This is a genomic window from Streptomyces sp. NPDC104309 (assembly GCF_055584025.1).
In genome coordinates this window covers 49,417-72,163 of the sequence record NZ_JBVJMV010000030.1, presented here as the reverse complement: position 1 = coordinate 72,163, position 22,747 = coordinate 49,417, and the positions used below count along the sequence as shown (strand labels likewise).

Sequence of the window (22,747 nt, the reverse complement as noted above, 5' to 3'; positions counted from 1 at the left end):
TTCCGTCGAGCTGGCCATCCCTTGGTAACCCGCACCCCCGCCGATACCCAAACGCCCCATCTACGAACAAAAGCCGTATCCGGCAGCTCGGGAATGCGCCGATTCCGACTTCGCGCACCCCGCGTCCGGGCCCACTGAAACTCTCGTTCCGGGCAGGTTTAACCCCAGCTCCAAACCGCTCGAACCGAACCAGACCCGGCGATCCAGGCCTCTCTCGTTCCGGCGCCGAGAGCCCCTCTCCACACCGGGCCGAAGGTCCCTGCCGGGATCGCGGCGCCCTCCCCTATCGCTGGTAGTAGGGGCGGAACGGGCTGTGTGCCTTGTCACCGCCGGAGGGTCCTGGAGCCGCCCGATCCGGGCCGTCCGCCGCGTGCCGACAGCGCGATCGGCGGCCGTCACGCCGACCCGGCCGATGCCGCACGCCGTCGCGGAGCCGCACGCCGTCGACGAGCCGCAGCGGCCACCGACCGCGACCGCCCCGCACGGCACGGTCGCTGCCACACGGAAAAGGGGCTGCCCCGGACCGTTTCTCAACGGTTCCGGGGCAGCCCCTTCAGGCGCTCAGGCGCTCGGTGGCGTCCTTACACGTCCTTCGACATGTTCGGACCCGCACCGCCCGCCGCCTGCTCGATCGGGGGGACGTCGGGCAGAGCCGACTTCTCCTCGCCGCGGAAGGTGAACTTCTTCTCCTCACCCTCGCCCTCGGTGCCGACGACCACGATGTGACCGGGGCGCAGCTCACCGAAGAGGATCTTCTCGGAGAGGATGTCCTCGATCTCGCGCTGGATCGTCCGGCGCAGGGGCCGGGCGCCCATCACGGGGTCGTAGCCCTTCTTCGCCAGGAGCGACTTGGCTTCCGAGCTCAGCTCGATGCCCATGTCGCGGTCCTTCAGGCGCTCGTCCACCTTGGCCAGCATGAGGTCGACGATCTGGATGATGTCTTCCTCGGTGAGCTGGTGGAAGACGACCGTGTCGTCGACACGGTTGAGGAACTCGGGGCGGAAGTGCTGCTTGAGCTCTTCGTTGACCTTGTTCTTCATCCGCTCGTAGCCGGTCTTGACGTCGCCCTGGGCGGCGAAGCCCAGGTTGAAGCCCTTGGAGATGTCCCGGGTCCCGAGGTTGGTCGTCATGATGATGACCGTGTTCTTGAAGTCCACGACCCGTCCCTGGGAGTCGGTCAGACGACCGTCTTCCAGAATCTGGAGCAGGGAATTGAAGATATCGGGGTGGGCCTTCTCGACCTCGTCGAAGAGGACGACGGAGAACGGCTTGCGGCGCACCTTCTCGGTGAGCTGGCCGCCCTCTTCGTAACCCACGTAACCGGGGGGAGAACCGAAGAGGCGGGAAACCGTGTGCTTCTCGCTGAACTCCGACATGTCGAGCGCGATCAGCGCGTCCTCGTCGCCGAAGAGGAATTCGGCGAGCGTCTTGGAGAGCTCCGTCTTACCGACACCGGACGGGCCGGCGAAGATGAACGAGCCACCGGGGCGCTTCGGGTCCTTCAGACCGGCCCGCGTACGGCGGATCGCCTGCGAGAGGGCCTTGATGGCGTCCTTCTGGCCGATGACGCGCTTGTGGAGCTCGTCCTCCATGCGCAGCAGACGGGAGGACTCCTCCTCCGTCAGCTTGAAGACCGGGATGCCGGTCGCGGTGGCCAGGACCTCGGCGATCAGCTCGCCGTCGACCTCGGCCACGACGTCCATGTCGCCGGCCTTCCACTCCTTCTCGCGCTTGGTCTTCGCGGCGAGGAGCTGCTTCTCCTTGTCCCGCAGGGACGCGGCCTTCTCGAAGTCCTGCGAGTCGATCGCGGACTCCTTGTCGCGGCGGACGCCCGCGATCTTCTCGTCGAACTCGCGGAGGTCCGGCGGCGCGGTCATCCGGCGGATGCGCATCCGGGAACCGGCCTCGTCGATCAGGTCGATCGCCTTGTCCGGCAGGAACCGGTCCGAGATGTACCGGTCCGCCAGCGTCGCGGCCTGGACCAGCGCCTCGTCCGTGATGGAGACGCGGTGGTGGGCCTCGTAGCGGTCGCGCAGACCCTTGAGGATCTCGATGGTGTGCGGCAGCGACGGCTCCGCGACCTGGATGGGCTGGAAGCGGCGCTCAAGAGCGGCGTCCTTCTCCAGGTGCTTGCGGTACTCGTCGAGCGTCGTGGCACCGATGGTCTGCAGCTCGCCGCGGGCCAGCATCGGCTTGAGGATGCTGGCGGCGTCGATCGCGCCCTCGGCGGCGCCCGCACCCACCAGGGTGTGGAGCTCGTCGATGAACAGGATGATGTCGCCGCGGGTGCGGATCTCCTTGAGGACCTTCTTCAGGCGCTCCTCGAAGTCACCGCGGTAGCGGGAGCCGGCGACCAGCGCACCGAGGTCGAGGGTGTAGAGGTGCTTGTCCTTGAGAGTCTCGGGCACCTCGCCCTTGACGATGGCCTGCGCCAGTCCTTCGACGACCGCCGTCTTGCCGACGCCGGGCTCGCCGATGAGAACCGGGTTGTTCTTGGTACGGCGGGAGAGCACCTGCATGACCCGCTCGATCTCCTTCTCGCGCCCGATGACCGGGTCGAGCTTGGATTCGCGAGCAGCCTGGGTGAGATTCCGGCCGAACTGGTCGAGCACCAGGGACGTGGAGGGGGTGCCTTCCGCGGGGCCGCCCGCGGTTGCCGCCTCCTTGCCGCCGGAGTACCCGGAGAGCAGCTGGATGACCTGCTGCCGCACCCGGTTCAGGTCGGCGCCCAGCTTCACGAGGACCTGGGCCGCGACGCCCTCGCCCTCGCGGATCAGGCCGAGCAGGATGTGCTCGGTGCCGATGTAGTTGTGGCCGAGCTGAAGGGCCTCGCGGAGCGACAGCTCCAGGACCTTCTTGGCCCGGGGGGTGAAGGGGATGTGGCCGGACGGGGCCTGCTGGCCCTGACCGATGATCTCCTCCACCTGCTGGCGGACCGCCTCGAGCGAAATCCCGAGGCTCTCCAGGGCCTTAGCGGCGACACCCTCACCCTCGTGGATAAGGCCCAGGAGGATGTGCTCGGTGCCGATGTAGTTGTGGTTGAGCATCCGGGCTTCTTCCTGAGCCAGGACGACAACCCGCCGCGCGCGGTCGGTGAACCTCTCGAACATCGTTAATCGCTCCTCAGAGCGGTCAGGCAGTAAGGGGTCGGTCCCCTCCCTGTCCTTCCGCAGCTTAGTCCCGCAAGCGGGGACCGCTCATTCCAACTGCCGACACCGTCCTTGGCCTCCTGACCTCGAACGCCGACATCTGCTCCAACCCGATGGTGCGAGACGATGTTCCCGCAGGCCAGGCAGATACCCCCTTCGCCAGTACGCCGATGGCGAACGTGAGATGCCCGAGCCTGCGTGTCGCCCCTCCCCACTAGGGATGTCTTACCCGTAATTACAGACAGTCCATGCGGCGCGCGCCGGTTCCCTCCGCTACGGGCGAACATCTTTGCGCTCCCGAATGCGTCTCTACGCCCCCATTCCGGACACGCTACGCACCCGTTCACGGACCCTGCGTAACCCTCGGGGCGGCTCGGCCGTTCTTCCGGCATGTCCGTCACCGTCCCGCCGCCCACGCCGTCGCCCTCCGACACGCGGAAGACTCACGCCGGTTGCGCGCAGTGGGCGCGGTGGTACGAGCGCGAGCTCGGCTGGCCTACGGAGGGCACCGCACCGGTGCGTTTGCTGACCGGGCTGCGGTTCGACGTCCTCGAAGTGCCCGCGGCCGCCGGCCGTGCGGCACTGCGGCGGGCTGGCCGCACCGGACCCGTGGCGCTGTCCGGCGGATGGATGAGCCTGCTGGTGGCGGCGGGAAGCGCCGACGAACTGCCCGGGCTGCTCGACTGGCTGGAGTGGGGCGGGGTCGCCCTCTCACTGGCCGCCATCGGCACGGGCGGCCGGATCACCGCGCCGACGCCGCCCGGACGACCGGCCGGCCGGTCGGGGGCCGCCGTATGGCTGCGGCCCCCCGGGCTGCGGCACGAGGGGGAGCCGGAACTCCCGGCCCTCGTCGGCCTCGGGAGCAGGGGTGGGGATGCTCCCGATCTCGTACGGCTCGTGGACGCGGTGGCCACGGAATGCCACCGGGCCCGGTTGATGCGCGCCCGAACGGGGCGGTCGACCGATGGGTCGACAGCTCAGCCGTTGGCCTTCTCGTAAGCCTCGCGGATCTCCGCGGGAACACGGCCGCGGTCATTCACATTGTGGCCGTTCTCGCGGGCCCACCTACGGATCTCCGCAGTGTCCTTGTTGCCGCTGGTGACGGCGCGGCCCTTGCCACGGCCGGCCGCCGCGCGGCCGCCCGTACGCCGACCGCCCTTGGTGTACGGCTCAAGAAGACCACGGAGCTTGTCCGCGTTACTCGTGGTGAGGTCAATCTCGTAGGTCTTGCCATCCAGAGCGAACGTGACCGTCTCGTCCGCCTCGCCACCGTCGAGGTCATCGACAAGAAGGACCTGAACCTTCTGTGCCACCGGATTTCCTTTCATCGAAAATGCAGTACGCGGAAAGGAAACCGCTTTTCCCCGGAAAACACAAACCCCCGGGAGAGGTTCAGGATCGCAAGAAGACGGGAAACATGCGCGATTCGGACATAGGGCGACGGCTTCTTGTGACGGTCACAGGTGCAGAAGCATCCGGCTGTTGCCCAAGGTGTTCGGCTTCACTCGTTCGAGACCCAGGAACTCTGCTACACCTTCGTCATAGGAACGCAGCAGCTCGCTGTAGACATCTCCGTCGACCGGCGTCTCTCCGATCTCCACGAAGCCGTGCTTCGCGAAGAAGTCGACTTCGAAGGTGAGACAGAAAACCCGCCGTACGCCCAGCCAACGGGCGGTCTGCAACAACTTGTCCAGTACTTGATGCCCGACTCCGGCGCCCCTGATGCCGTGATCGACGGCGAGAGTGCGCACTTCGGCGAGGTCTTCCCACATCACGTGCAGTGCACCGCAGCCGATGACCCGGCCGTCCTCATCGCGTTCCGCGATCCAGAACTCCTGGATGTCCTCGTAAAGCGTCACCGTTGCTTTGTCGAGCAGGATGCCTTCACGTACGTACCCGTCGAGGAGACGGCGGACCGATGCGACATCGCTGGTCCTGGCACGGCGGACAGTGATGGCCACGTTTATAACCGACGGTTCGGTACGGAAATCGGTATGCGGAAGCTCGGAGGACATACCCCGACGCTATCGCCCGGTCTCCGGGCCCGCGTCATCGGCCGGATCTTCGGCCGCTTCTCCGGCGGCTTCATCGGCCGGTTCGTCCCCGGGTTCATCGCCCGGTTCGCCCACCGCCCCGTCGACCGCTTCTCCGGCCGGCCGCCCGGGGGCCCCGGGCAGTCCGGGGCGGACGATCCGCATGGCGTCCGCGAGTGCCTCTCGCTGCTCGGCGGACATCATGCCGAAGAAGGCGACAAGAGCGGCGGCCGGGTTGTCGCTCCGCGACCAGGCTTCGTTCATCAGTGCGGCCGAGTAGGCGGCGCGGGTGGAGACCGCCGTATATCGATATGCGCGGCCGTCGACTTCCCTGCGCACCCAGCCCTTCTGATGGAGATTGTCCATTACCGTCATGACGGTGGTGTAGGCGATGGAGCGTTCCTGCTGAAGGTCCTCAAGGACTTCCCGCACAGTGACCGGGCGGTTCCATTGCCAGACCCGTGTCATCACGGCGTCTTCCAGTTCTCCCAATTGGCGGGGCACAATGTCACTTTAGTGCCAGATGCCTGAAATGCCTGGTTATTTACACAGCGAAAGGGCGCACGGCTCCTGACGAGCCGTGCGCCCTTCGGGTACTGCGAGGTGCGGGGAGTCAGACGCCGTCGGTCCGCGGAGCCTGCTGGACGGACTCGGCGCGGGCGACCGCCAGATCCACGGCCGCGTCCTCCTTGGCCTTGTTGGGACCGCCCTGGCTCTTGACGATCGTCACGACGAGGCCGATGAAGAAGGCGGCCATCACCACGGGGGGCACGAGCGCGGATACGTAGTCCATGCCGTCCAGAGTAGCGAGGCCGGTACGGACTTCCGCGCGCCCCCTCCGAGTTGCGGCGCGGCTACCCCGCGGCCCGCTGCTGCCGCGGCGGGGCGGGCTTGCGGGGCGGGAAGACCTCGGAAGGCTTGGGCGCCGGGCGCTCGGAGGGCGGGACCGGCCGGGGCGGGGCCGCCGGGGCCTTGGGCCGTTCGGGTTCGGGGTCGGCCGCCCGGCCGCCGGGCAGGGCCAGGAGACGACTGCGGGGCGCCGGGGCCGCCGCCGGCGCGGCACGTCCGGCCAGGCGGGCCCGTACCGAGCGCTCCGCGAGCATCTGACAGCGCTCCAGCAGCGCCGCGGCCACCGGTCTGTGACGCAGGGCGCGCAGCGCGGCCAGGTCGTCGGGACGAGGGTCGTATCCGCCCGCCAGGGCGTCCTGGAGCAGCTCCAGGTAACCACCGACGGAGCCGGGGAGGGCGTTGCGGTAGCGGACGAGGTCGGCGAGGAGGAACGTGCGCAGCCGTCCCGCCTCGCCGACCGCCTCGTCCACGGCGCCCGCCAGTCGCAGGCAGTCCTGGACGTCCTCGTCGGGCAGGGGCTTGGGGTGAAGGGCGATGGCGAGGGCACGTCGGAGCACCCGCAGCTCGTCCGCGCTGAACGCCATACCGCCGCGTGATCCGTAAGGCGTGGGCATGAAGCGACAATACGTGCTAATTGGACAAAATCCTCTTAGCTGGCCGTCGGCGGCGCGGCGTCGGCCCCGCCACGCCGGACCGTTCCCGCAGGTACGCCCCGCATCCGCTACATCCGGGACACATTCCGCTCGTACACCAGGCGCAGCCCGATGAGAGTGAGCCAGGGCTCGTGCTCGTCGATGACGGAGGACTCGCCCAACACCATCGGCGCAAGGCCGCCCGTCGCGATGACGGTGACGTCGTCGGGGTCGGCCGCCAGCTCCTTCTTCATCCGCGCGACGACACCGTCGACCTGGCCGGCGAAGCCGTAGATGATGCCCGACTGCATCGCCTCGACCGTGTTCTTGCCGATCACGCTGCGCGGCCGGGCCAGCTCGATCTTGCGGAGCTGGGCACCCTTGACACCGAGCGCCTCGACCGAGATCTCGATGCCGGGGGCGATCACGCCGCCGGTGTACTCGCCCCGGGCGGACACCGCGTCGAAGGTCGTGGCCGTACCGAAGTCGACGACGATCGCCGGACCGCCGTACAGGTCGACGGCGGCGACCGCGTTGATGATGCGGTCCGCGCCGACCTCCTTCGGGTTGTCCATCAGGATCGGCACCCCGGTCTTGATGCCCGGCTCGACGAGGACCGCGGGGACGTCGCCGTAATAGCGGCGGGTCACCTCGCGCAGCTCGTGGAGGACGGCCGGGACCGTGGAGCAGATCGCGATGCCCTCGATGCCGTCGCCCAGCTCCTCGCCGAGCAGCGGGTGCATGCCCATCAGCCCCTGGAGCAGAACCGCGAGTTCGTCCGCGGTGCGGCGGGCGTCGGTGGAGATCCGCCAGTGCTCGACGATCTCCTCACCGTCGAACAGGCCGAGCACGGTGTGGGTGTTGCCGACGTCGATGGTGAGCAGCATCAGACGCCGGCCCCGTCGGTGTCGCGGAAGTCCAGGCCGATGTCGAGGATCGGCGAGGAGTGGGTGAGCGCGCCGACGGCCAGGTAGTCGACGCCCGCCTCCGCGTAGGCGCGCGCGGTGTCGAGGGAGAGCCGGCCGGAGGACTCCAGGACCGCGCGCCCACTGACCAGCGCGACCGCCTCGGCCGTCTGCAGCGGGGTGAAGTTGTCCAGCAGGATCAGATCGGCTCCCGCCTCGATGACCTCGCGGACCTGCTGCAGGGTGTCGACCTCGACCTCGATCGGTACGTCCGGGAATTCGTCCCGTACCCGCTTGAAGGCCTCGGCCACACCGCCCGCCGCGACGACGTGGTTGTCCTTGACCAGCGCCGCGTCCGACAGCGACATGCGGTGGTTGACGCCGCCGCCGCAGCGCACCGCGTACTTCTCCATGGCGCGCAGGCCCGGCGTGGTCTTGCGGGTGTCGCGGACCTCGGCCTTGGTGCCTTCGAGCACATCGGCCCAGGCGCGGGTGGCGGTCGCGATGCCGGAGAGCCTGCAGAGCAGGTTGAGCGCGCTGCGCTCGCCGGTGAGCAGGTCGCGGGTGCGGGTGGTGACGGTCAGCAGCTTCTGGCCGGGGACGACGCGGTCGCCGTCCTCGACGTGGCGCTCGACCGCGAACTCGTCCGTGCAGACGATGGACAGGACGGCCTCGGCGACGCGCAGACCCGCCACCACGCCCGCCTCCCGGGCGGTGAAGTCGCCGGTGGCCACGGCGTCCTCGGAGACGGTCGCGACGGTGGTGACGTCGACACCGCCGTCGAGGTCCTCCTCGATGGCGACGTGCGCGACGTCCTCGACCTGGACCGGGTCCAGGCCGGCGTCGGCGAGGAGCTGGGCGAGGTCGGGGTCGAGACCGCACTCCAGCGGGTTGAGCTCGTAGAGCTCGTCCGCGCCGCAGCCGCAGCCGTCCCCGCAGCCGCCCGCGGACGGTGCGGGCGCGCCGATCTGGATCAGCGGTACGTCCACGGGTGTGGGGCGCGGATTCTCTTCGGGCGTGCTCACGGTTACGGCTCCTCGGTGACGTCGGCGGGGTGGGTCGGGGGTGCTGCTGCGCAGTCTGGTGCCTGCGTGGGGCGTACGGGCCCGAATGCCTCGGTCTCCGTCCGACGGAGGACCGGTTGACGCTCCGGGGTGAGCCGGACGACGAGGTGACGGCGCCAGTTCTCGTCGTCGCGCTCGGGCCGGTCCTCGCGCCAGTGGCAGCCTCGGGTCTCCTCGCGCCGACGGGCGGCGGCGACCAGGACGCGCGAGACGAGCAGCAGGTTGGTGGCCTCCCACGCCTCGACGCCGGGCACCGCGACCTTGGGCTCGGTCGCCTCGGCGGCACAGGCGACGCTGTCGTGCAGGGCCTCCAGCTCCTCGGCGGCGGCGGCCAGGCTCTCGGCGGAGCGGAGCACTCCGGCGCCGCGGGTCATGATCCGCTGGATCGTGCCGCGCGCCTCGGGCGCCAGCAGCGGCGAGGAGGCGGGCAGGTCGCCGGCCGTCGGGGCGCCCGCGTGGGGACGGTCCTCGACGATGTCCGCCGCGATGCGCTCGGCGAAGACAAGACCCTCCAGGAGGGAGTTGGACGCCAGCCGGTTCGCTCCGTGCACGCCGGTGCAGGCGACCTCGCCGCAGGCGTACAGGCCGGGCACGGTCGTACGTCCCCGCAGATCGGTGCGGATGCCGCCGGAGGCGTAGTGCGCGGCGGGCGCGACCGGAATGGGCTCGGTGACCGGGTCGATGCCGTGGGCGTGGCAGGCCGCCAGGATCGTGGGGAAGCGCTGTGCCCACATCTCGGCGCCGAAGTGCCGGGCGTCGAGATACATGTGTTCGGTGCCGTGCAGCTGCATCCGGCGGGTGATGGCCTTGGCGACGATGTCGCGCGGGGCCAGTTCCGCCAGTTCGTGCTGCCCGGCCATGAAGCGCGTGCCGGACGCGTCGACCAGATGGGCGCCCTCGCCCCGTACCGCCTCCGACACCAGGGGCTGCTGGCCCTCGGAGTCGGCGCCGAGGAAGAGGACCGTCGGGTGGAACTGGACGAATTCGAGGTCGGAGACCTCCGCGCCGGCCCGCAGCGCCAGGGCCACGCCGTCGCCGGTGGAGACGGCCGGGTTGGTGGTGGCGGAGAACACCTGGCCCATGCCGCCGGTGGCGAGGACCACCGCGGGGGCGCGGACCGCGCCGACGCCGTCGTGCTGGCCCTCGCCCATGACATGCAGCGTGACGCCCGCGGTACGGCCTTCGGCGTCCGTGAGCAGATCCAGGACCAGGGCGTTCTCGACGGTGTGCAGGGCGGCTTCGCGGACCGCTTCGACCAGGGTGCGGGAGATCTCGGCGCCTGTGGCGTCGCCACCCGCGTGGGCGATGCGGCGGCGGTGGTGGCCGCCCTCGCGGGTCAGGGCGATGTCGCCGCTGTCCGTGGTGTCGAAGTGGGCGCCGGTCCCGATCAGCCGGTGTACGGCGCCGGGGCCCTCGGTGACCAGGGTCCGTACCGCCGACTCGTCGCACAGGCCCGCGCCCGCGACCAGGGTGTCGTCCAGGTGCTGCTCGGGGGTGTCGCCCTCGCCGAGAGCCGCCGCGATACCGCCCTGCGCCCAGCGGGTGGAGCCGTCGTCGAGGCGGGCCTTGGTGACGACGACGGTGGCGAGGCCCGCGGCCGCGCAGCGCAGCGCGGTGGTGAGACCGGCCACGCCGGAGCCGACGACCACGACGTCGGCGTCGATGGACCAGCCGGGGGCGGGGGCGGTCAGCCGTATTCCGGTCACGTGGTGGCTCCGAAGGTCAGCGGGATGTTGTCGATGAGGCGGGTCTTGCCGACCTTCGCGGCGATGGCGAGGATCGCGTCACCGGTGGTGCGGTCGTCGGAAATCTCGGTGAAGTCGGCCGGGTCCACGAGCGCGACGTAGTCCAGGGCGAGCGGCGGCTGTTCGGCGGCCGCGTCCTCCAGGATCAGCTGCGCCGCGGCGCGTACCGCCGCGGGGCCGTCCACGGGGCGGGCCAGGGCCACCGCCTGGGTGTCGGCCGCCGCTCGGGTCTCGCCGAGCGCGGTGAGGGCGGCGGCCCGGCCGGTGGTCGCCGCGGTCGTCTGCGCGCGGGCGTGCAGCGCCTGCTGGGCGGCGAGCCTGTCCCGCGCCGCGAACAGGGCCCGGGACAGGGCGAGGGCGGTGTGCCGTTCCTCGGCGTCCAGGAAGCGGTTGCGGCTGGAGAGCGCGAGGCCGTCCGGTTCGCGGACCGTCTCCACGCCGACGATCTCGACGGGGAAGTCGAGGTCGCGCACCATGCGGCGGATCAGCGCGAGTTGCTGGGCGTCCTTCTGCCCGTAGAACGCGGCATCGGGACGGGTGAGGTGCAGGAGCTTGGCGACGACGGTGAGCATGCCGTCGAAGTGCCCGGGGCGACAGGCCCCTTCGAACCGCTCGCCCATGGGGCCCGCCGAGATCCGGACCTGCGGCTCGCCGCCGGGGTAGACCTCCTCGACGGACGGCGCGAAGACCGCGTCCGCCCCGGCGGCGCCCGCCACGGCGAGATCGGCTTCGAGGGTACGGGGGTAGCGCTCCAGGTCGGCGGCCTCGCCGAACTGGAGCGGGTTGACGAAGACGGTGACGACGACCTGCCCGTCCGGGCCCACGGCCGCGCGTGCGGTACGGATCAGGGTGGCGTGGCCCTCGTGCAGGGCGCCCATGGTCATGACGACGGCCCGCGGTCCCTTGCGGGGCGCGAACGCGGCGAGCTCGGCGGCCGTACGGAGAAGGGGAGCGGCGGGGGCGGTGCCGGGCGTGCGGGGCGGGACGGCGGTGTGCGGCGTACCGGTCGTACCGGGCCTGCCGGTCGTGTGGCTCATCGGGGCTCCTGTGATCCGGTACCGCCCGTGGTGCCGGTGCCGTCGGCCAGGACGCCGAGCAGGTCCTCGGCCAGCTCCGGCTTGAGCATGCCGTGGGCGAGTGCGCGGTCGGCGGTGGCGCGGGCCATCGCGACATAGCCGGCCACGGCCTGCGGAGCGTGCGCGCGCAGCTCGCCGATGTGCGCCGCGACGGTGCCCGCGTCGCCGCGGGCCACGGGGCCGGTCAGGGCCGCGTCGCCGGAGCGCAGGGCGTTGTCGAGCGCGGCGCCGAGCAGGGGGCCGAGCATCCGGTCGGGGGCGGCGACCCCGGCCGTGCGCAACAGCTCCATCGACTGGGCGACCAGGGTGACCAGGTGGTTCGCGCCGAGGGCGAGCGCCGCGTGGTAGAGCGGGCGCGACTCCTCCGCGATCCATTCGGGCTCGCCGCCCATCTCGATGACCAGCGCCTCGGCAGCGAGCCGCAGCTCCTCGGGGGCGGTCACGCCGAAGGAGCAGCCGGCCAGCCGCTGGACATCGACGGTGGTGCCGGTGAACGTCATCGCCGGGTGCAGGGCGAGCGGCAGGGCGCCGGCCCGCAGCGCCGGGTCCAGCACCTTCGTCCCGTACCGCCCGGACGTGTGGACGATCAGCTGTCCCGGCCGGACCGCGCCGGTCTCGGCGAGACCCTCGACCAAGCCGGGCAGGGCGTCGTCGGGCACGGTCAGCAGCACCAGCTCGGCGCGCGCGAGGACCTCGGCGGGCGGCACCAGCGGTACGTCGGGGAGCAGGGCGGCCGCCCTGCGCACGGACGCGTCGGAGACGCCCGACACGGCGACCGGTCGATGCCCGGCGAGCTGCAGGGACGCGGCGAGAGCGGGGCCGACGCGGCCCGCGCCCACGACGCCGACCGTGAGGCGGGCGGGGCGGTCCCTCGCGTCGAGGGGCTCCTTGGGGGCTGTTGCATTCACGCGGCGGTGGCCTTCCGTTCCAGTCCGCGGGGGGTACCGGACGATTCCTCTGCATGCTACGCCAGCGTTTCGTCCGGGATCCCGGCTGTCCACAGCCTGTGGGTAAAGTCCGGCGGGGCGCGGCCCGGGGTCCGATGGGCCCGGAATTCGTTCGGGCCCGAGCCGCACTCTGCGTAATGATCGTCCCATGACAGACATGCCGGACACGGATCAGCAGGTACGACAGCGACAGGCGCGGGACGGGGCGCGGGACGGCACGGGGGAGGTCGGGCAGGCCGAGGAGGCTCCGGCGCCCGAGCCGGACCCGTCGCGGGAGGACGCGCGGCGGCTGCGCAGGCTGAATGCCTGGCGTGCGGCGGAGCGGGTCCTGATCAGGCCGCCCATGCACCTTCCGCTCGGCGAGCGGCTGGCCGCGCTGGCGGCGGAGGCGGGATCGGTCACCGATCTCGACCGTCCCACGGACATCTACGGCGACGGCGTCGTCGCCGAACTGGAGGCGCGGATCGCGGACCTGCTGGGCATGGAGGCCGCGGCGTTCTTCCCGACCGGGACGATGGCGCAGCAGGTCGCACTGCGGTGCTGGGCCGGGCGGACCGGCAATCCCACGGTGGCGCTGCACCCCCTGGCCCACCCCGAGGTGCACGAGCGCGGCGCGCTGGGGGCGGTGAGCGGGCTGCGTACCGTCCATCCGACGTCCGAGCCCCGGCTGCCCACGGCGCGGGAGATCCAGGACTTCGCCGAGCCGTTCGGCACGCTGATGCTGGAGCTGCCGTTGCGCGACGCCGGTTTCGTCCTGCCGACGTGGGAGGAGCTGGAGGCCGTGGTGGCGGCCGCCCGGGAACGCGATGCGGTGGTGCACTTCGACGGCGCGCGGCTGTGGGAATGCGCCCCCCACTTCGGGCGGGAGCTGCCGGAGATCGCGGCGCTCGCCGACAGCGTGTACGTCTCGTTCTACAAGACCCTCGGCGGAATCTCCGGGGCCGCGCTGGCCGGGCCCGAATCGCTGATCGAGGAGGCCCGCACCTGGCGCCACCGGTACGGCGGGCAGCTCTTCCAGCAGTTCCCGGCAGCGCTCACCGCCCTGATCGGCCTGGACCGGGAGCTGCCGAGCCTGCCGTCGTACGTGGCACAGGCGAAGGTGGTGGCCGGGGCACTGGCCGAGGGCCTGTCGGCGGCCGGCGCCGGGTGGTTCCGGGTGCATCCGGAGCCGCCGCACACGCATCAGTTCCAGGTGTGGCTGCCGTACGAGGCGGATGTCCTGACAGAGGCGTCGGTACGGCAGGCGGAGGAGACGGGCGTGGCACTCTTCCGCATCTGGCACCCGGCGGCTGCCGGGCCGCCCGGGGTGTCGTTCACCGAGGTCACGGTGGGACGGGAAGGCCTGGAGTGGACGGCGGGGGACGTACGGGAGGCAGTGGCGGAGTTCGTGAAGCGGCTGACCTGACGGAAGGTGGCCGGGCCGGCCGGGTGGCGGTCGGGAGGTGGCCGGACCGGCCGGGAGGCCGGACCGGTCTGCCCCGGGGCGCCGCCCGGGACGGTCCCGTCCTCAGGCGCCGCACCGGCCGGCGGCACCGGAGCGGCCGGCACGGTGGCGTCGGGTGAACAGCGCCCGTAGCGCCGTCCGCCACCGGCGGCGCGCCGGGCGGCCCGCGATCACCGCGTCGAAACGGCGTCGGTCGCGTGCTTCGCGCACCACTCCCCAGTCGTGCCGTCCCGGCAGTGGAGGCGGCAGTTCACCTCGCTGAGCTGCCCGGTAGCTGTCGATCATGTGCTGCTGAATGGCGTCCATGGCCTCAGCGTGGGCCGGACCGGCCGGTCCGGCCCACCAATTGACGACCACCGTCAAATGGCACGTGGCCTTCGGCGCGCACCCCGCACCATGGAGGGGTGAGCGTGCACATCGACATCGCCGGGCTGGCGCCCGAGACCATCGTCTTCGAGACCTCCCCCCTCGCCGAGCTGGGGCTCGCCCTGCACGCCCTCTCCGAGCCGGGGCACCACCCGGGGCTGCACGGCTGGGCGACGGCGACCGCCAGCGCGCTGGAACCCGACCTCGCCGACCGGCTGCACGAGGCCGAGTTCCTGTGGCGCAACACGTTCTCGGACGTCTTCATGCCGTTCGCCGGAGTCCGTGGCGGCAACGGCAGGACGGGCGCGAACCTCGCCGAGGACCTGGACATCCTCGACCGGCTGGACGACGAGCGATTCGTCGCCGCCGCCCTGGAGTTCACCTGCTCCAGCCTGTACGGGCTGGGCGCGCCCTCCCCGCTCTGCGACGCGACGATGCGCGCCCGCGCCCTGGACATGGCGGCGGCGCGCGGCCCCCAGCAGGTGGAGTTCACCCAGCAGCTGCTGGCCGACCCCGCCCGCCTGCGCCGCTGGATCCGCCGCCTGTTCGAGGACTGCGACCAGGCGTTCTTCTCCGACACCTGGCGGCGGGTGCAGGTCCAGCTGGTCGCCGACGCCCGGCACAAGACGGATCTGCTGCGCCGCAAGGGGCTCCGTGAGGCGATGGGCGCGGTGTCCACGGCGCTGTCGCTCGACGAGGCCGGGACCCGGATCAGCGCCGACAAGCTCACCGAGGGCCGGGCCAACGCCGCCGACCCGGCCGTCGGCCGCCCCGGACTCACCCTCGTCCCGTCCGCCTTCGGCTGGCCGCATCTGAACCTGCTGCACGCGCCGGGCTGGCGTCCGGTGATCCACTACCCGGTACACCGCCCCGAGCTGCCCTCCCCCGCCTCCGTGGAACTGCTCCAGCTGCGCATGGAGGCGCTGGCCCACCCGATGCGGATGCGCCTGTGCCGCCATCTCGCCCGGTCCGCGTACACGACCGGCGAACTCGCCGACACGTACGGCATCACGGCGCCCGAGGTCTCCCGGCATCTCGCGGCGCTGAAGAAGGCGGGCCTGGTCACCACCAGGCGGCGCGGCCGGTACGTCCAGCACCAGCTGGACCTGACCGTGGTGGCCCGGCTCGGCAGCGACTTCCTGGAGGGCATCCTGCGCTGAGAGCCTGTCGGGTGACCTCTGATCGGGCGTTCACGCCCTGGCACGCACGCTTCCCGCGTTGCCGAAATGTCCTAGTAGCTCCGCTACGAGGACATCCCGGCGCCTCGGAATCGCACGCACCAGACCGCGTCCACTATCCGATCGAAGGCCACCCGACAGGCTCTGAGCCGCGGCCGGGTCAGCCCGCCCCGCCCCCGCCGGCCCTGACCAGCCCCGTCTCGTACGCGAGGACGACGACCTGCACCCGGTCGCGCAGGTTCAGTTTGGTGAGGATGCGGCCCACGTGCGTCTTCACGGTCGCCTCGGAGAGCACCAGGCGGGCCGCGATCTCGCCGTTCGACAGGCCCTGCGCGACCAGCAGCATCACTTCGCGTTCGCGTTCGGTGAGCTTGGCGATGCCCTTGTGCTGCGGTTCGCTGTTGCCGCTCGGCAGCATCGGTGAGAACCGATCGAGCAGCCGGCGGGTGGTGGACGGGGCGACCACCGCGTCGCCGCTGTGCACGGAGCGGATGGCGGCGAGCAGTTCGCCCGGCGGCACGTCCTTGAGCATGAAGCCGCTGGCCCCGGCCTTCAGCCCGGAGAAGGCGTACTCGTCGAGGTCGAACGTGGTCAGGATGAGCACCTTGGGCGCACCGGGCTGCGCGCAGATGCGCCGGGTGGCCTCGACACCGTCGAGCCTCGGCATCCGGACGTCCATCAGCACCACGTCGACGGCGGTGGCGCGCAGGTTCTCGACCGCCTCCGCGCCGTCGCCGGCCTCGGCCACGACCTCCATGTCCGGCTGGGCGGCGAGCACCATCCGGAAGCCGGTGCGCAGCAGCACCTGGTCGTCGACGAGCATCACGCGGATCGCCATGAGGTGTCCTGTCTCCTGTCTGTCCTGCGAAAATCCGAAGGTCTAGTGGGCCGGCTTGAGCGGCAGCAGTGCGCTGATCCGGAACCCGCCGCCGGGGCGCGGCCCGGCGTCCAGCGTGCCGCCGACCATGCCCACCCGCTCGCGCATACCGATCATCCCGTGGCCCGCGCCGTCGGCGCCGCCGTCCTCGTACAGCTCGTGCGCCGCGCCCCGCCCGTCGTCCTCGACCAGCAGTCCGAGGCCGTCGTCGAAGTAGACCAGCCGCACACTGGCCCCGGCGTCCGGGCCGCCGTGCTTGCGGGTGTTGGTCAGGGCCTCCTGCACGATGCGGTACGCGGTCAGCTCCACCCCGCTGGGCAGCGGGCGGGGCGTGCCCTCGATCTTGAAGTCGACGGCCAGGCCGGTCTGCCTGACCTGCTCGATGAGGTCCTCGATCTGCTCGACGTCGGGCTGCGGGACGTACTCCCCGCTCTCCTTGGCGTCCCCGGTCCGCAGCACCCCGAGCAGCCGCCGCATCTCGGCGAGCGCCTGCCTGCCGGTGCTGGAGATGGTCTCCAGGGCCTGCCGGGCCTGGTCGGGGGCCGCGTCCATGACGTACGCCGCGCCGTCCGCCTGCACCACCATCACCGAGACGTTGTGCGCGACGACGTCGTGGAGCTCGCGGGCGATACGGGCCCGCTCGGCGGCCACCGCGACCTTCGACTGTGCCTCGCGCTCCCGCTCCAGCCGGGCCGCGCGCTCCTCCAGCTGGTCGAAGTACGCGCGCCGGGTGCGCATCGAGTCGCCGAGCACCCAGGCGAGCACGAACGGCACGGTCATCACGACGACGACGAAGGCCTGCTCCGGCCAACCGGTCCGGGGCACGTCCTGCGGCCAGCGCAGCTGGGAGATACCGGCGGCGCTCAGGCTGCACACCAGCGCGAGCCGGGACGCCCAGCGCTCCCCGATGGTGGCCACGGTGAAGACGATCACCAGCATCGCGAAGTTCACGACGCCCGGCTTGACCCCGAACACCACTTGCACGACGCCCATCGCGACGGTGAGCAGCAGCATCTTCGCCGGCGCGCGCCTGCGCAACGCGACGACGGTGCAGAGGCCGATGATGACCGGCACGGCAGCCGGCCGCTCACTGCTGCGGCCGGGATCCGCCACCATGGACAGCCCGGAGAGCCCGAGGAGGAAGACAGCCCAGAAGCTGTCGACGCCCGTCGGGTGTCTGCGGATGAAGTCGTAGAGGCGCTGCACGTAACCCAGCGTAGGGACAGGCGGTGGGTGCACGGGTCAGCCGAAGGGCCGATCCAGCTCCTGGGACCGTACTCCCCAAGGTGGAGACTTGGGAACGTGACGGATGAGTGGCGTGGGTGGCAGGAGGCGGCAGAGGCCGCTTTGTACGGAGACGGGGGGTTCTACCGGAGCCCCGAGGGGCCGGCGGGCCACTTCCGCACCTCCGTCCACGCGTCCTCGCTGTTCGCCTCGGCCGTCGCCCGGCTGCTGGTCGGGACGGCGCGGGAGCTGGGCACCGGCTCGGTCGATCTGGTGGACCTGGGCGCGGGACGGGGCGAACTGCTGACGGGGGTGCTGGCCGCGCTGCCGGCCGCGGGGGCCGGTGGCCTGGACGTGCGGGCGTACGCGGTGGAGCTCGCCGCGCGCCCGGCCGGACTGGACCCCCGGATCGAGTGGTGCGCCGAACCGCCACCGGGAACGCACGGTCTGCTGTTCGCCAACGAATGGCTGGACAACGTCCCCACCGAGGTCGCCGAGACCGACGCGGACGGCGTCGACCGGTACGTCCTCGTGCGGACGGCGGATGGCGCGGAACGGCTGGGCGAGCCGGTGACCGGGGCGGATGCCGAGTGGCTGCGCCGCTGGTGGCCGTCGGCCGGGCCGGGCAGCCGGGCGGAGATCGGCCGCCCGCGCGACGAGGCCTGGGCACGGGCGGTGTCCTCGCTGACCGGGGGCCTCGCGGTGGCGGTGGACTACGCCCACGCACGGGAGGCGCGGCCGCCCTTCGGCACACTGACCGGCTTCCGGTCCGGCCGCGAGGTGCGGCCGGTGCCGGACGGCAGCTGCGACCTCACCTCGCACGTGGCACTGGACGCGTGCGCCGCGTCGGCCGGGGCCGGCGCACCCCCCGAGGTGCTGACGCAGCGCGAGGCGCTGCGCCGCCTCGGCGTCGACGGCGGGCGCCCACCGCTGTCCCTGGCGTCGACCGACCCGGCCGGATACGTACGTGCCCTCGCCTCGGCGGGCGAGGCGGCGGAACTGACGGCCCGGGGCGGCCTCGGCGACTTCGGCTGGCTGATGCAGCGCAAGGACGGCCCCGGCGGAGTCTGAGACGCGGGTCCGGGGCGGAGTCCCGGTTCCGGGAAGTGGCGGGGTGGGCAACGGTCGCGCTCCCCACCCCGCACCGTCCATCACCCCACCGTTCAAGGAATACTGGCCGTATGACGGAGACGACAGTCGGCATCGGCGGCGCGGCGGAGAGCACCGACATGGTGCTCAACATCGGCCCCCAGCACCCCTCCACCCACGGCGTGCTCCGTCTGCGCATCGTCCTGGACGGCGAACGCATCCAGCACGCCGAACCGGTCATCGGCTACATGCACCGAGGCGCGGAGAAGCTGTTCGAGGCCCGCGACTACCGGCAGATCGTGATGCTCGCCAACCGCCACGACTGGCTGTCGGCGTTCTCCAACGAGCTGGGTGTCGTGATGGCCGTCGAGCGCATGCTCGGCATGGAGGTCCCGGAGCGCGCGGTCTGGACGCGCACCCTGCTCGCCGAGCTGAACCGGGTCCTGAACCATCTGATGTTCCTCGGCTCGTACCCGCTCGAACTCGGCGGGATCACCCCGGTGTTCTACGCGTTCCGCGAGCGCGAGGAGCTCCAGGCCGTGATGGAGGAGGTCTCCGGCGGCCGGATGCACTACATGTTCAACCGGGTCGGCGGCCTCAAGGAGGACCTCCCCGCGGGCTGGCTCGGCCGTGCCCGGGACGCCGTCGCCTCGGTCCGGTCCCGGATGGACGTGTACGACGACCTCGTGCTCGGCAACGAGATCTTCCGGGGCCGTACCCGCGGTGTCGGCGTGCTGTCCCCCGCGATCGTCCACGCGTACGGGGTGTCCGGGCCGATCGCCCGCGCCTCGGGGGTCGACTTCGATCTGCGGCGCGACGAGCCGTATCTCGCGTACGGGGAGCTCCAGGACACGCTCAGGGTCGTCACCCGCACCGAGGGCGACTGCCTGGCCCGTTTCGAGTGCCTGCTGGAGCAGACGCACAACTCGCTGGATCTCGCGGATGCCTGCCTGGACCGGATGGCCGGCCTGGCTCCCGGTCCGATCAACCAGCGGCTGCCCAAGGTCCTGAAGGCCCCCGAGGGCCACACCTACGCCTGGACCGAGAACCCGCTCGGCATCAACGGTTACTACCTGGTGTCCAAGGGCGAGAAGACCCCGTACCGGCTGAAGCTCCGCTCCGCCTCGTACAACAACATCCAGGCGCTCACCGAGCTGCTGCCGGGCACGCTGGTCGCCGACATGGTGGCGATCCTGGGCTCGCTCTTCTTCGTCGTCGGCGACATCGACAAGTAGGCCGTCCCGCGGGACGGCCCGCGCGGACCTACGAGATGGCGGTGCGCAGCTGCACCATGTCCAGCTGCTCGGTCTCGTCGTGCGCGGTCAGGTCGATGACCTTGCCGACGGCCCGGTTCTCGGCCGATCCCGTACGGTGCGCGGCCAGCGCCTCCTCGCCCACCACGTCCGCGAGGTCCTCGTTCTGCACGGACTCGATCGCGACGCGCGCCTTCTGCGTACCGAAGAAGTCGAAGCTGCCCTGCGGCACCGGCTGGCGACGGGAGGCCGCGTACGGCGCGACCGTGCTGGCGACCGGCACGGTGCGGGTCGCGGGCAGCGCGGCGGACGGCCGGGGTGCGGGAAGGGCGGCCGGCGGACGGAGGTGCCGCGCGTCCGACGGGTCCGCGGCGGCCGCGTGCTTCCCCTGCCGCTCCTCGGCCTCCCGGGCGCGCTCCGCGAGATCCCGCTTCCTGGCCTGTTCGGCGGTACGGCGCGCCTCCTGGAGAGCCCCGTTGCGCGAGAGGTCCTCCAGCGCCTGGGCGGCACGCAGATAGGCGGCCGGCGTCGGTGTGCTGCGCGCCGCGGGCAGTTCCCGGGGCACGGCGGTTTCGAGCGCGAGCTGCCTGCGGCCCTCCAGCGCGCTGGCCCGCCCGGTCTCGGCGTTGGCGTACCGACGCAGCAGCGCGGCGTGCTCACCGCGCAGGTTGGCGAGCTCCACGCGCTTGCGACGCAGCTTCGTCTCCAGCCGTACGCGCAGCTCCCGCGACTCCTCCAGGTCCGTCTCCAGCTCGGCCACGCGCTCCTCGGCCCGCCATTCGTCGCCGACGCGGGCGCGCGTCAGCTCCGCGACGCGACGGCCCGCTTCCCGGTCCCAGCTGCGCATCAGATACGCACCGGTCACGGCAGCGGCCGCCGCGGCGGTCACCAGACCGCGCAGGACCAGGGGCTCGGCGAGCAGCCAGGCGCCCCCGGCACAGAGGACCGAGACTCCGACGACGGCCGAAGGCGGAAGGATTCTGTGCAGAGGTGGCGAATGGCGATGACGTCCACGTGGCATGGCCTGAAATTTACCGTGTGTAGGAGGCACTTGGGGAGCCGCCCGCCAATCTGTTCCCGGCCGGTTACCTGACGGTCCCCAATCCCCCCGATCCCTACTTCTTGATGAGGCCCTTCGACCGCAGATAGTCCTTGGCCACATCGGCGGGCTTTGCGCGCTCCGCGTCGACCTTGCGGTTCAGTTCCGCCAGATCCTCGGTGGTGAGGGCCTTGGTGAGCTTGCCGAGCGCGTCGGCGACATCCTGGGAACCCGCGTCCTCGGCATTGACGACCGGCAGAACGTTGTCCGCGTTCTGGAGCTTCTTGTCGTCCTCCAGAAACACCAGTCCATAGCTGTCCAGCACCGCGTCCGTGGTGGTGGTGAGGACCAACTGGTCCTTGCCGTCCTTGACCGCCTGCTTGGACTGCGGCGTACCGACTCCCTTGGGGTCGATACCGGTGACATTGACGCCGTACGTCTTCTTCAGACCCGGCGCGCAGAACGGCCGCACCTCGCACTCGTCACCCGCCGCGATCTTCACTTCGGCCTTCGACCTGCCGAGATCCGAAAGGGACTTGAGCTTGTGCTCGGCGGCGAATTCCTTCGTCACCGCGAAGGCGTTCTGGTCTACGGCCGCGCCGGCCGGGAGCACCTTCAGTCCGCGCGGGGTGGCGAGCTTCTCCAGCGCCGCGACCGTGGCGGCCGCGTCACCGGAGGCGACCGGCTTCTTCTCGGCCTGCTTCGCGCCGTTCACCTTGGCATTGAGGAATTCCGCGATCGTCGCGGCATATTCGGGGACGACATCGATCTCGCCCTTCTCCAGGGACGGTTCGTACAGTTCCCGGTTGGCCACCGTGGTGATCGAGGTGCTGTATCCGGCATCGCTAAGGATCTGCGCGTACAGCTCCGCGAGCACCTTGGACTCGGTGAAGGACGCCGCGCCGACGACGAGCGAACCCTTCTTCCCGGAGCCGCCGCCGGAGTCGCCGGCGGATGCCGAGGCCCCCTTGTCCTTCTCCAGGCTGTCGCCGCCGCAGGCGGCGAGCGAGCCGGCCAGCGCCACCATACCGATGACCGCGCCCGCTATTCGCGAGGTCTTGCTCATGAGTTGTCTCCGTCCACAGCAACAGGGATGGTTCGAGAAGGAAACCCGGGACCGGGAGGGATCGCCGGGGCGCCGGGCATGCGAGGGCGCGTGCCCGGCGGATGGTCGTGACGGACGGGCGTGGGGGCCGTCATGCCGTCCCGCGACGCCGGCGCAGCGGTGACAGCATCCGGTCCAGGACCACCAGCACCGCCTCCACCAGCAGAGCGAGCACGGCGACGAGCAGCGCCCCCGCGACCACCTGCGGCGTGTTGTACGTGTTGAACCCCGCGGTGATGATCCGGCCGAGACCGCCCTGGCCGACCATCGCGGCGATCGTCGCCGTGGCGACCACCTGGACCGCGGCCGAGCGCAGCCCGGTCATGATCATCGGGTAGGCCAGCGGCAGCTCGACCCGGACGAAGAGCTGCCCCCCGGACATGCCCATGCCCCGCGCCGCCTCGGCCACCGACCGGTCGACCTCCGTCATCCCGACGTAGGCGTTCGTGAGCAGCGGCGGCACGGCGAACAGCACCAGCGCGATGATCGTCGGCACATATCCGGCGTTGCGCAGCGGCGAGACCATGAAGAGGGCCAGCACCGCGAAGACCGGAATCGCGCGCCCCACATTGGAGAGGTTGACCGCCAGCGCGCCGCCCTTCCCGATATGTCCGAGATACAGCGCGACCGGCAGCGCGATGAGGCAGGCCAGGGCGAGCGCGACACCGCTGACGTACAGATGCTCCCCGAGCCGGTGCGCCGCACCGCTCTCCCCCGACCAGTTGGCGCCGGTGGTGAGCCAGGTCCAGGCCTCGCCGAGAACTCCCATGGT

22 protein-coding genes are annotated in these 22,747 nt (G+C 71.3%); 5 read left to right on the top strand and 17 right to left on the bottom strand.

What is annotated here, in order from left to right; all coding sequences use genetic code 11:
- Window positions 1-581: 581 nt before the first annotated feature.
- On the bottom strand, window positions 582-3,110 hold the full coding sequence (locus tag ACZ68L_RS32815) for an ATP-dependent Clp protease ATP-binding subunit (protein ID WP_093894034.1): 2,529 nt from the start codon (window positions 3,108-3,110) through the stop codon (window positions 582-584).
- Window positions 3,111-3,539: 429 nt separating this feature from the next.
- Between ACZ68L_RS32815 and ACZ68L_RS32810 the strand changes: the two genes are divergently transcribed.
- Window positions 3,540-4,148 carry an SCO3374 family protein gene (locus ACZ68L_RS32810; RefSeq protein ID WP_469584314.1) on the top strand — a complete coding sequence of 203 codons (609 nt, stop codon included), beginning with the start codon at window positions 3,540-3,542 and terminating at the stop codon, window positions 4,146-4,148.
- Here ACZ68L_RS32810 and ACZ68L_RS32805 read toward each other — a convergent pair.
- The 10 genes from ACZ68L_RS32805 to ACZ68L_RS32760 form a co-directional block, all read right to left on the bottom strand.
- Window positions 4,127-4,462: a histone-like nucleoid-structuring protein Lsr2 gene (locus ACZ68L_RS32805; RefSeq protein ID WP_469584311.1), complete on the bottom strand. Its 336-nt coding sequence runs from the start codon at window positions 4,460-4,462 to the stop codon at window positions 4,127-4,129. The two genes, ACZ68L_RS32810 and ACZ68L_RS32805, sit on opposite strands and share 22 nt — an antisense overlap.
- 144 nt (window positions 4,463-4,606) lie before the next feature.
- Window positions 4,607-5,164, bottom strand: coding sequence for an amino-acid N-acetyltransferase (locus ACZ68L_RS32800; RefSeq protein ID WP_469584308.1), 558 nt, complete (start codon window positions 5,162-5,164; stop codon window positions 4,607-4,609).
- A 9-nt stretch (window positions 5,165-5,173) separates the two neighbouring features.
- Window positions 5,174-5,686, bottom strand: coding sequence for a BlaI/MecI/CopY family transcriptional regulator (locus ACZ68L_RS32795; RefSeq protein WP_469584306.1), 513 nt, complete (start codon window positions 5,684-5,686; stop codon window positions 5,174-5,176).
- A gap of 109 nt (window positions 5,687-5,795) precedes the next feature.
- Window positions 5,796-5,975 carry a hypothetical protein gene (locus ACZ68L_RS32790; protein WP_469584303.1) on the bottom strand — a complete coding sequence of 60 codons (180 nt, stop codon included), beginning with the start codon at window positions 5,973-5,975 and terminating at the stop codon, window positions 5,796-5,798.
- A 61-nt stretch (window positions 5,976-6,036) separates the two neighbouring features.
- Window positions 6,037-6,615 (bottom strand): hypothetical protein, encoded by a 579-nt coding sequence (locus tag ACZ68L_RS32785; protein WP_469584407.1) that lies wholly within the window; start codon window positions 6,613-6,615, stop codon window positions 6,037-6,039.
- Between the two features lie 137 nt (window positions 6,616-6,752).
- On the bottom strand, window positions 6,753-7,550 hold the full coding sequence (locus tag ACZ68L_RS32780) for a type III pantothenate kinase (protein ID WP_114245204.1): 798 nt from the start codon (window positions 7,548-7,550) through the stop codon (window positions 6,753-6,755).
- On the bottom strand, window positions 7,550-8,593 hold the full coding sequence (gene nadC, locus ACZ68L_RS32775) for a carboxylating nicotinate-nucleotide diphosphorylase (RefSeq protein ID WP_469584300.1): 1,044 nt from the start codon (window positions 8,591-8,593) through the stop codon (window positions 7,550-7,552). The genes ACZ68L_RS32780 and nadC overlap by 1 nt, the downstream gene beginning before the upstream one ends.
- Before the next feature lie 2 nt (window positions 8,594-8,595).
- Window positions 8,596-10,338, bottom strand: a complete 1,743-nt coding sequence (locus ACZ68L_RS32770) for an L-aspartate oxidase (protein WP_469584296.1) — start codon at window positions 10,336-10,338, stop codon at window positions 8,596-8,598.
- Complete coding sequence (panC, locus tag ACZ68L_RS32765) at window positions 10,335-11,414, bottom strand: pantoate--beta-alanine ligase (protein ID WP_469584294.1); 1,080 nt, start codon at window positions 11,412-11,414, stop codon at window positions 10,335-10,337. The genes ACZ68L_RS32770 and panC overlap by 4 nt, the downstream gene beginning before the upstream one ends.
- Window positions 11,411-12,361 carry a Rossmann-like and DUF2520 domain-containing protein gene (locus ACZ68L_RS32760; RefSeq protein WP_469584290.1) on the bottom strand — a complete coding sequence of 317 codons (951 nt, stop codon included), beginning with the start codon at window positions 12,359-12,361 and terminating at the stop codon, window positions 11,411-11,413. The genes panC and ACZ68L_RS32760 overlap by 4 nt, the downstream gene beginning before the upstream one ends.
- A 196-nt stretch (window positions 12,362-12,557) precedes the next feature.
- Between ACZ68L_RS32760 and ACZ68L_RS32755 the strand changes: the two genes are divergently transcribed.
- The gene (locus ACZ68L_RS32755) at window positions 12,558-13,805 is read left to right on the top strand and encodes a threonine aldolase family protein (RefSeq protein WP_469584405.1); all 1,248 of its coding nucleotides are present in this window, start codon (window positions 12,558-12,560) and stop codon (window positions 13,803-13,805) included.
- Between the two features lie 102 nt (window positions 13,806-13,907).
- On the opposite strand, the gene ACZ68L_RS32750 is transcribed toward ACZ68L_RS32755, so the two are convergent.
- Window positions 13,908-14,150 carry a hypothetical protein gene (locus ACZ68L_RS32750; RefSeq protein WP_469584287.1) on the bottom strand — a complete coding sequence of 81 codons (243 nt, stop codon included), beginning with the start codon at window positions 14,148-14,150 and terminating at the stop codon, window positions 13,908-13,910.
- A gap of 104 nt (window positions 14,151-14,254) precedes the next feature.
- Between ACZ68L_RS32750 and ACZ68L_RS32745 the strand changes: the two genes are divergently transcribed.
- Window positions 14,255-15,370, top strand: a complete 1,116-nt coding sequence (locus ACZ68L_RS32745; protein ID WP_469584403.1) for a DUF5937 family protein — start codon at window positions 14,255-14,257, stop codon at window positions 15,368-15,370.
- Window positions 15,371-15,548: 178 nt separating this feature from the next.
- Here the strand turns inward: ACZ68L_RS32745 and ACZ68L_RS32740 are convergent, their stop codons facing one another.
- Window positions 15,549-16,226: a response regulator gene (locus ACZ68L_RS32740; protein WP_469584283.1), complete on the bottom strand. Its 678-nt coding sequence runs from the start codon at window positions 16,224-16,226 to the stop codon at window positions 15,549-15,551.
- Window positions 16,227-16,268: 42 nt separating this feature from the next.
- Complete coding sequence (locus tag ACZ68L_RS32735) at window positions 16,269-17,471, bottom strand: sensor histidine kinase (RefSeq protein ID WP_469584280.1); 1,203 nt, start codon at window positions 17,469-17,471, stop codon at window positions 16,269-16,271.
- A 96-nt stretch (window positions 17,472-17,567) separates the two neighbouring features.
- Between ACZ68L_RS32735 and ACZ68L_RS32730 the strand changes: the two genes are divergently transcribed.
- Window positions 17,568-18,560, top strand: coding sequence for an SAM-dependent methyltransferase (locus ACZ68L_RS32730; protein ID WP_469584277.1), 993 nt, complete (start codon window positions 17,568-17,570; stop codon window positions 18,558-18,560).
- 110 nt (window positions 18,561-18,670) lie between these two features.
- Window positions 18,671-19,813: an NADH-quinone oxidoreductase subunit D gene (locus ACZ68L_RS32725; RefSeq protein ID WP_469584273.1), complete on the top strand. Its 1,143-nt coding sequence runs from the start codon at window positions 18,671-18,673 to the stop codon at window positions 19,811-19,813.
- Between the two features lie 28 nt (window positions 19,814-19,841).
- Here the strand turns inward: ACZ68L_RS32725 and ACZ68L_RS32720 are convergent, their stop codons facing one another.
- The 3 genes from ACZ68L_RS32720 to ACZ68L_RS32710 form a co-directional block, all read right to left on the bottom strand.
- A complete protein-coding gene (locus ACZ68L_RS32720; protein ID WP_469584270.1) occupies window positions 19,842-20,852 on the bottom strand; it encodes a hypothetical protein in 1,011 nt (336 codons plus the stop codon).
- 94 nt (window positions 20,853-20,946) lie between these two features.
- On the bottom strand, window positions 20,947-21,936 hold the full coding sequence (locus tag ACZ68L_RS32715) for an ABC transporter substrate-binding protein (RefSeq protein WP_469584267.1): 990 nt from the start codon (window positions 21,934-21,936) through the stop codon (window positions 20,947-20,949).
- A gap of 130 nt (window positions 21,937-22,066) precedes the next feature.
- Window positions 22,067-22,744 (bottom strand): ABC transporter permease, encoded by a 678-nt coding sequence (locus ACZ68L_RS32710; RefSeq protein WP_469584264.1) that lies wholly within the window; start codon window positions 22,742-22,744, stop codon window positions 22,067-22,069.
- Window positions 22,745-22,747: the final 3 nt, after the last annotated feature.

Coding starts and splice junctions, on each gene's coding strand:
- ACZ68L_RS32725 (WP_469584273.1), top strand. CDS start 18,671: ATGACGGAGACGACAGTCGGCATCGGCGGCGCGGCGGAGAGCACCGAC.
- ACZ68L_RS32750 (WP_469584287.1), bottom strand. CDS start 14,150: ATGGACGCCATTCAGCAGCACATGATCGACAGCTACCGGGCAGCTCAG.
- ACZ68L_RS32755 (WP_469584405.1), top strand. CDS start 12,558: ATGCCGGACACGGATCAGCAGGTACGACAGCGACAGGCGCGGGACGGG.
- ACZ68L_RS32800 (WP_469584308.1), bottom strand. CDS start 5,164: ATGTCCTCCGAGCTTCCGCATACCGATTTCCGTACCGAACCGTCGGTT.
- ACZ68L_RS32815 (WP_093894034.1), bottom strand. CDS start 3,110: ATGTTCGAGAGGTTCACCGACCGCGCGCGGCGGGTTGTCGTCCTGGCT.
- ACZ68L_RS32785 (WP_469584407.1), bottom strand. CDS start 6,615: ATGGCGTTCAGCGCGGACGAGCTGCGGGTGCTCCGACGTGCCCTCGCC.
- ACZ68L_RS32710 (WP_469584264.1), bottom strand. CDS start 22,744: ATGGGAGTTCTCGGCGAGGCCTGGACCTGGCTCACCACCGGCGCCAAC.
- ACZ68L_RS32790 (WP_469584303.1), bottom strand. CDS start 5,975: ATGGACTACGTATCCGCGCTCGTGCCCCCCGTGGTGATGGCCGCCTTC.
- ACZ68L_RS32810 (WP_469584314.1), top strand. CDS start 3,540: ATGTCCGTCACCGTCCCGCCGCCCACGCCGTCGCCCTCCGACACGCGG.
- ACZ68L_RS32720 (WP_469584270.1), bottom strand. CDS start 20,852: ATGCCACGTGGACGTCATCGCCATTCGCCACCTCTGCACAGAATCCTT.
- ACZ68L_RS32780 (WP_114245204.1), bottom strand. CDS start 7,550: ATGCTGCTCACCATCGACGTCGGCAACACCCACACCGTGCTCGGCCTG.
- ACZ68L_RS32715 (WP_469584267.1), bottom strand. CDS start 21,936: ATGAGCAAGACCTCGCGAATAGCGGGCGCGGTCATCGGTATGGTGGCG.
- panC (WP_469584294.1), bottom strand. CDS start 11,414: ATGAGCCACACGACCGGCAGGCCCGGTACGACCGGTACGCCGCACACC.
- ACZ68L_RS32740 (WP_469584283.1), bottom strand. CDS start 16,226: ATGGCGATCCGCGTGATGCTCGTCGACGACCAGGTGCTGCTGCGCACC.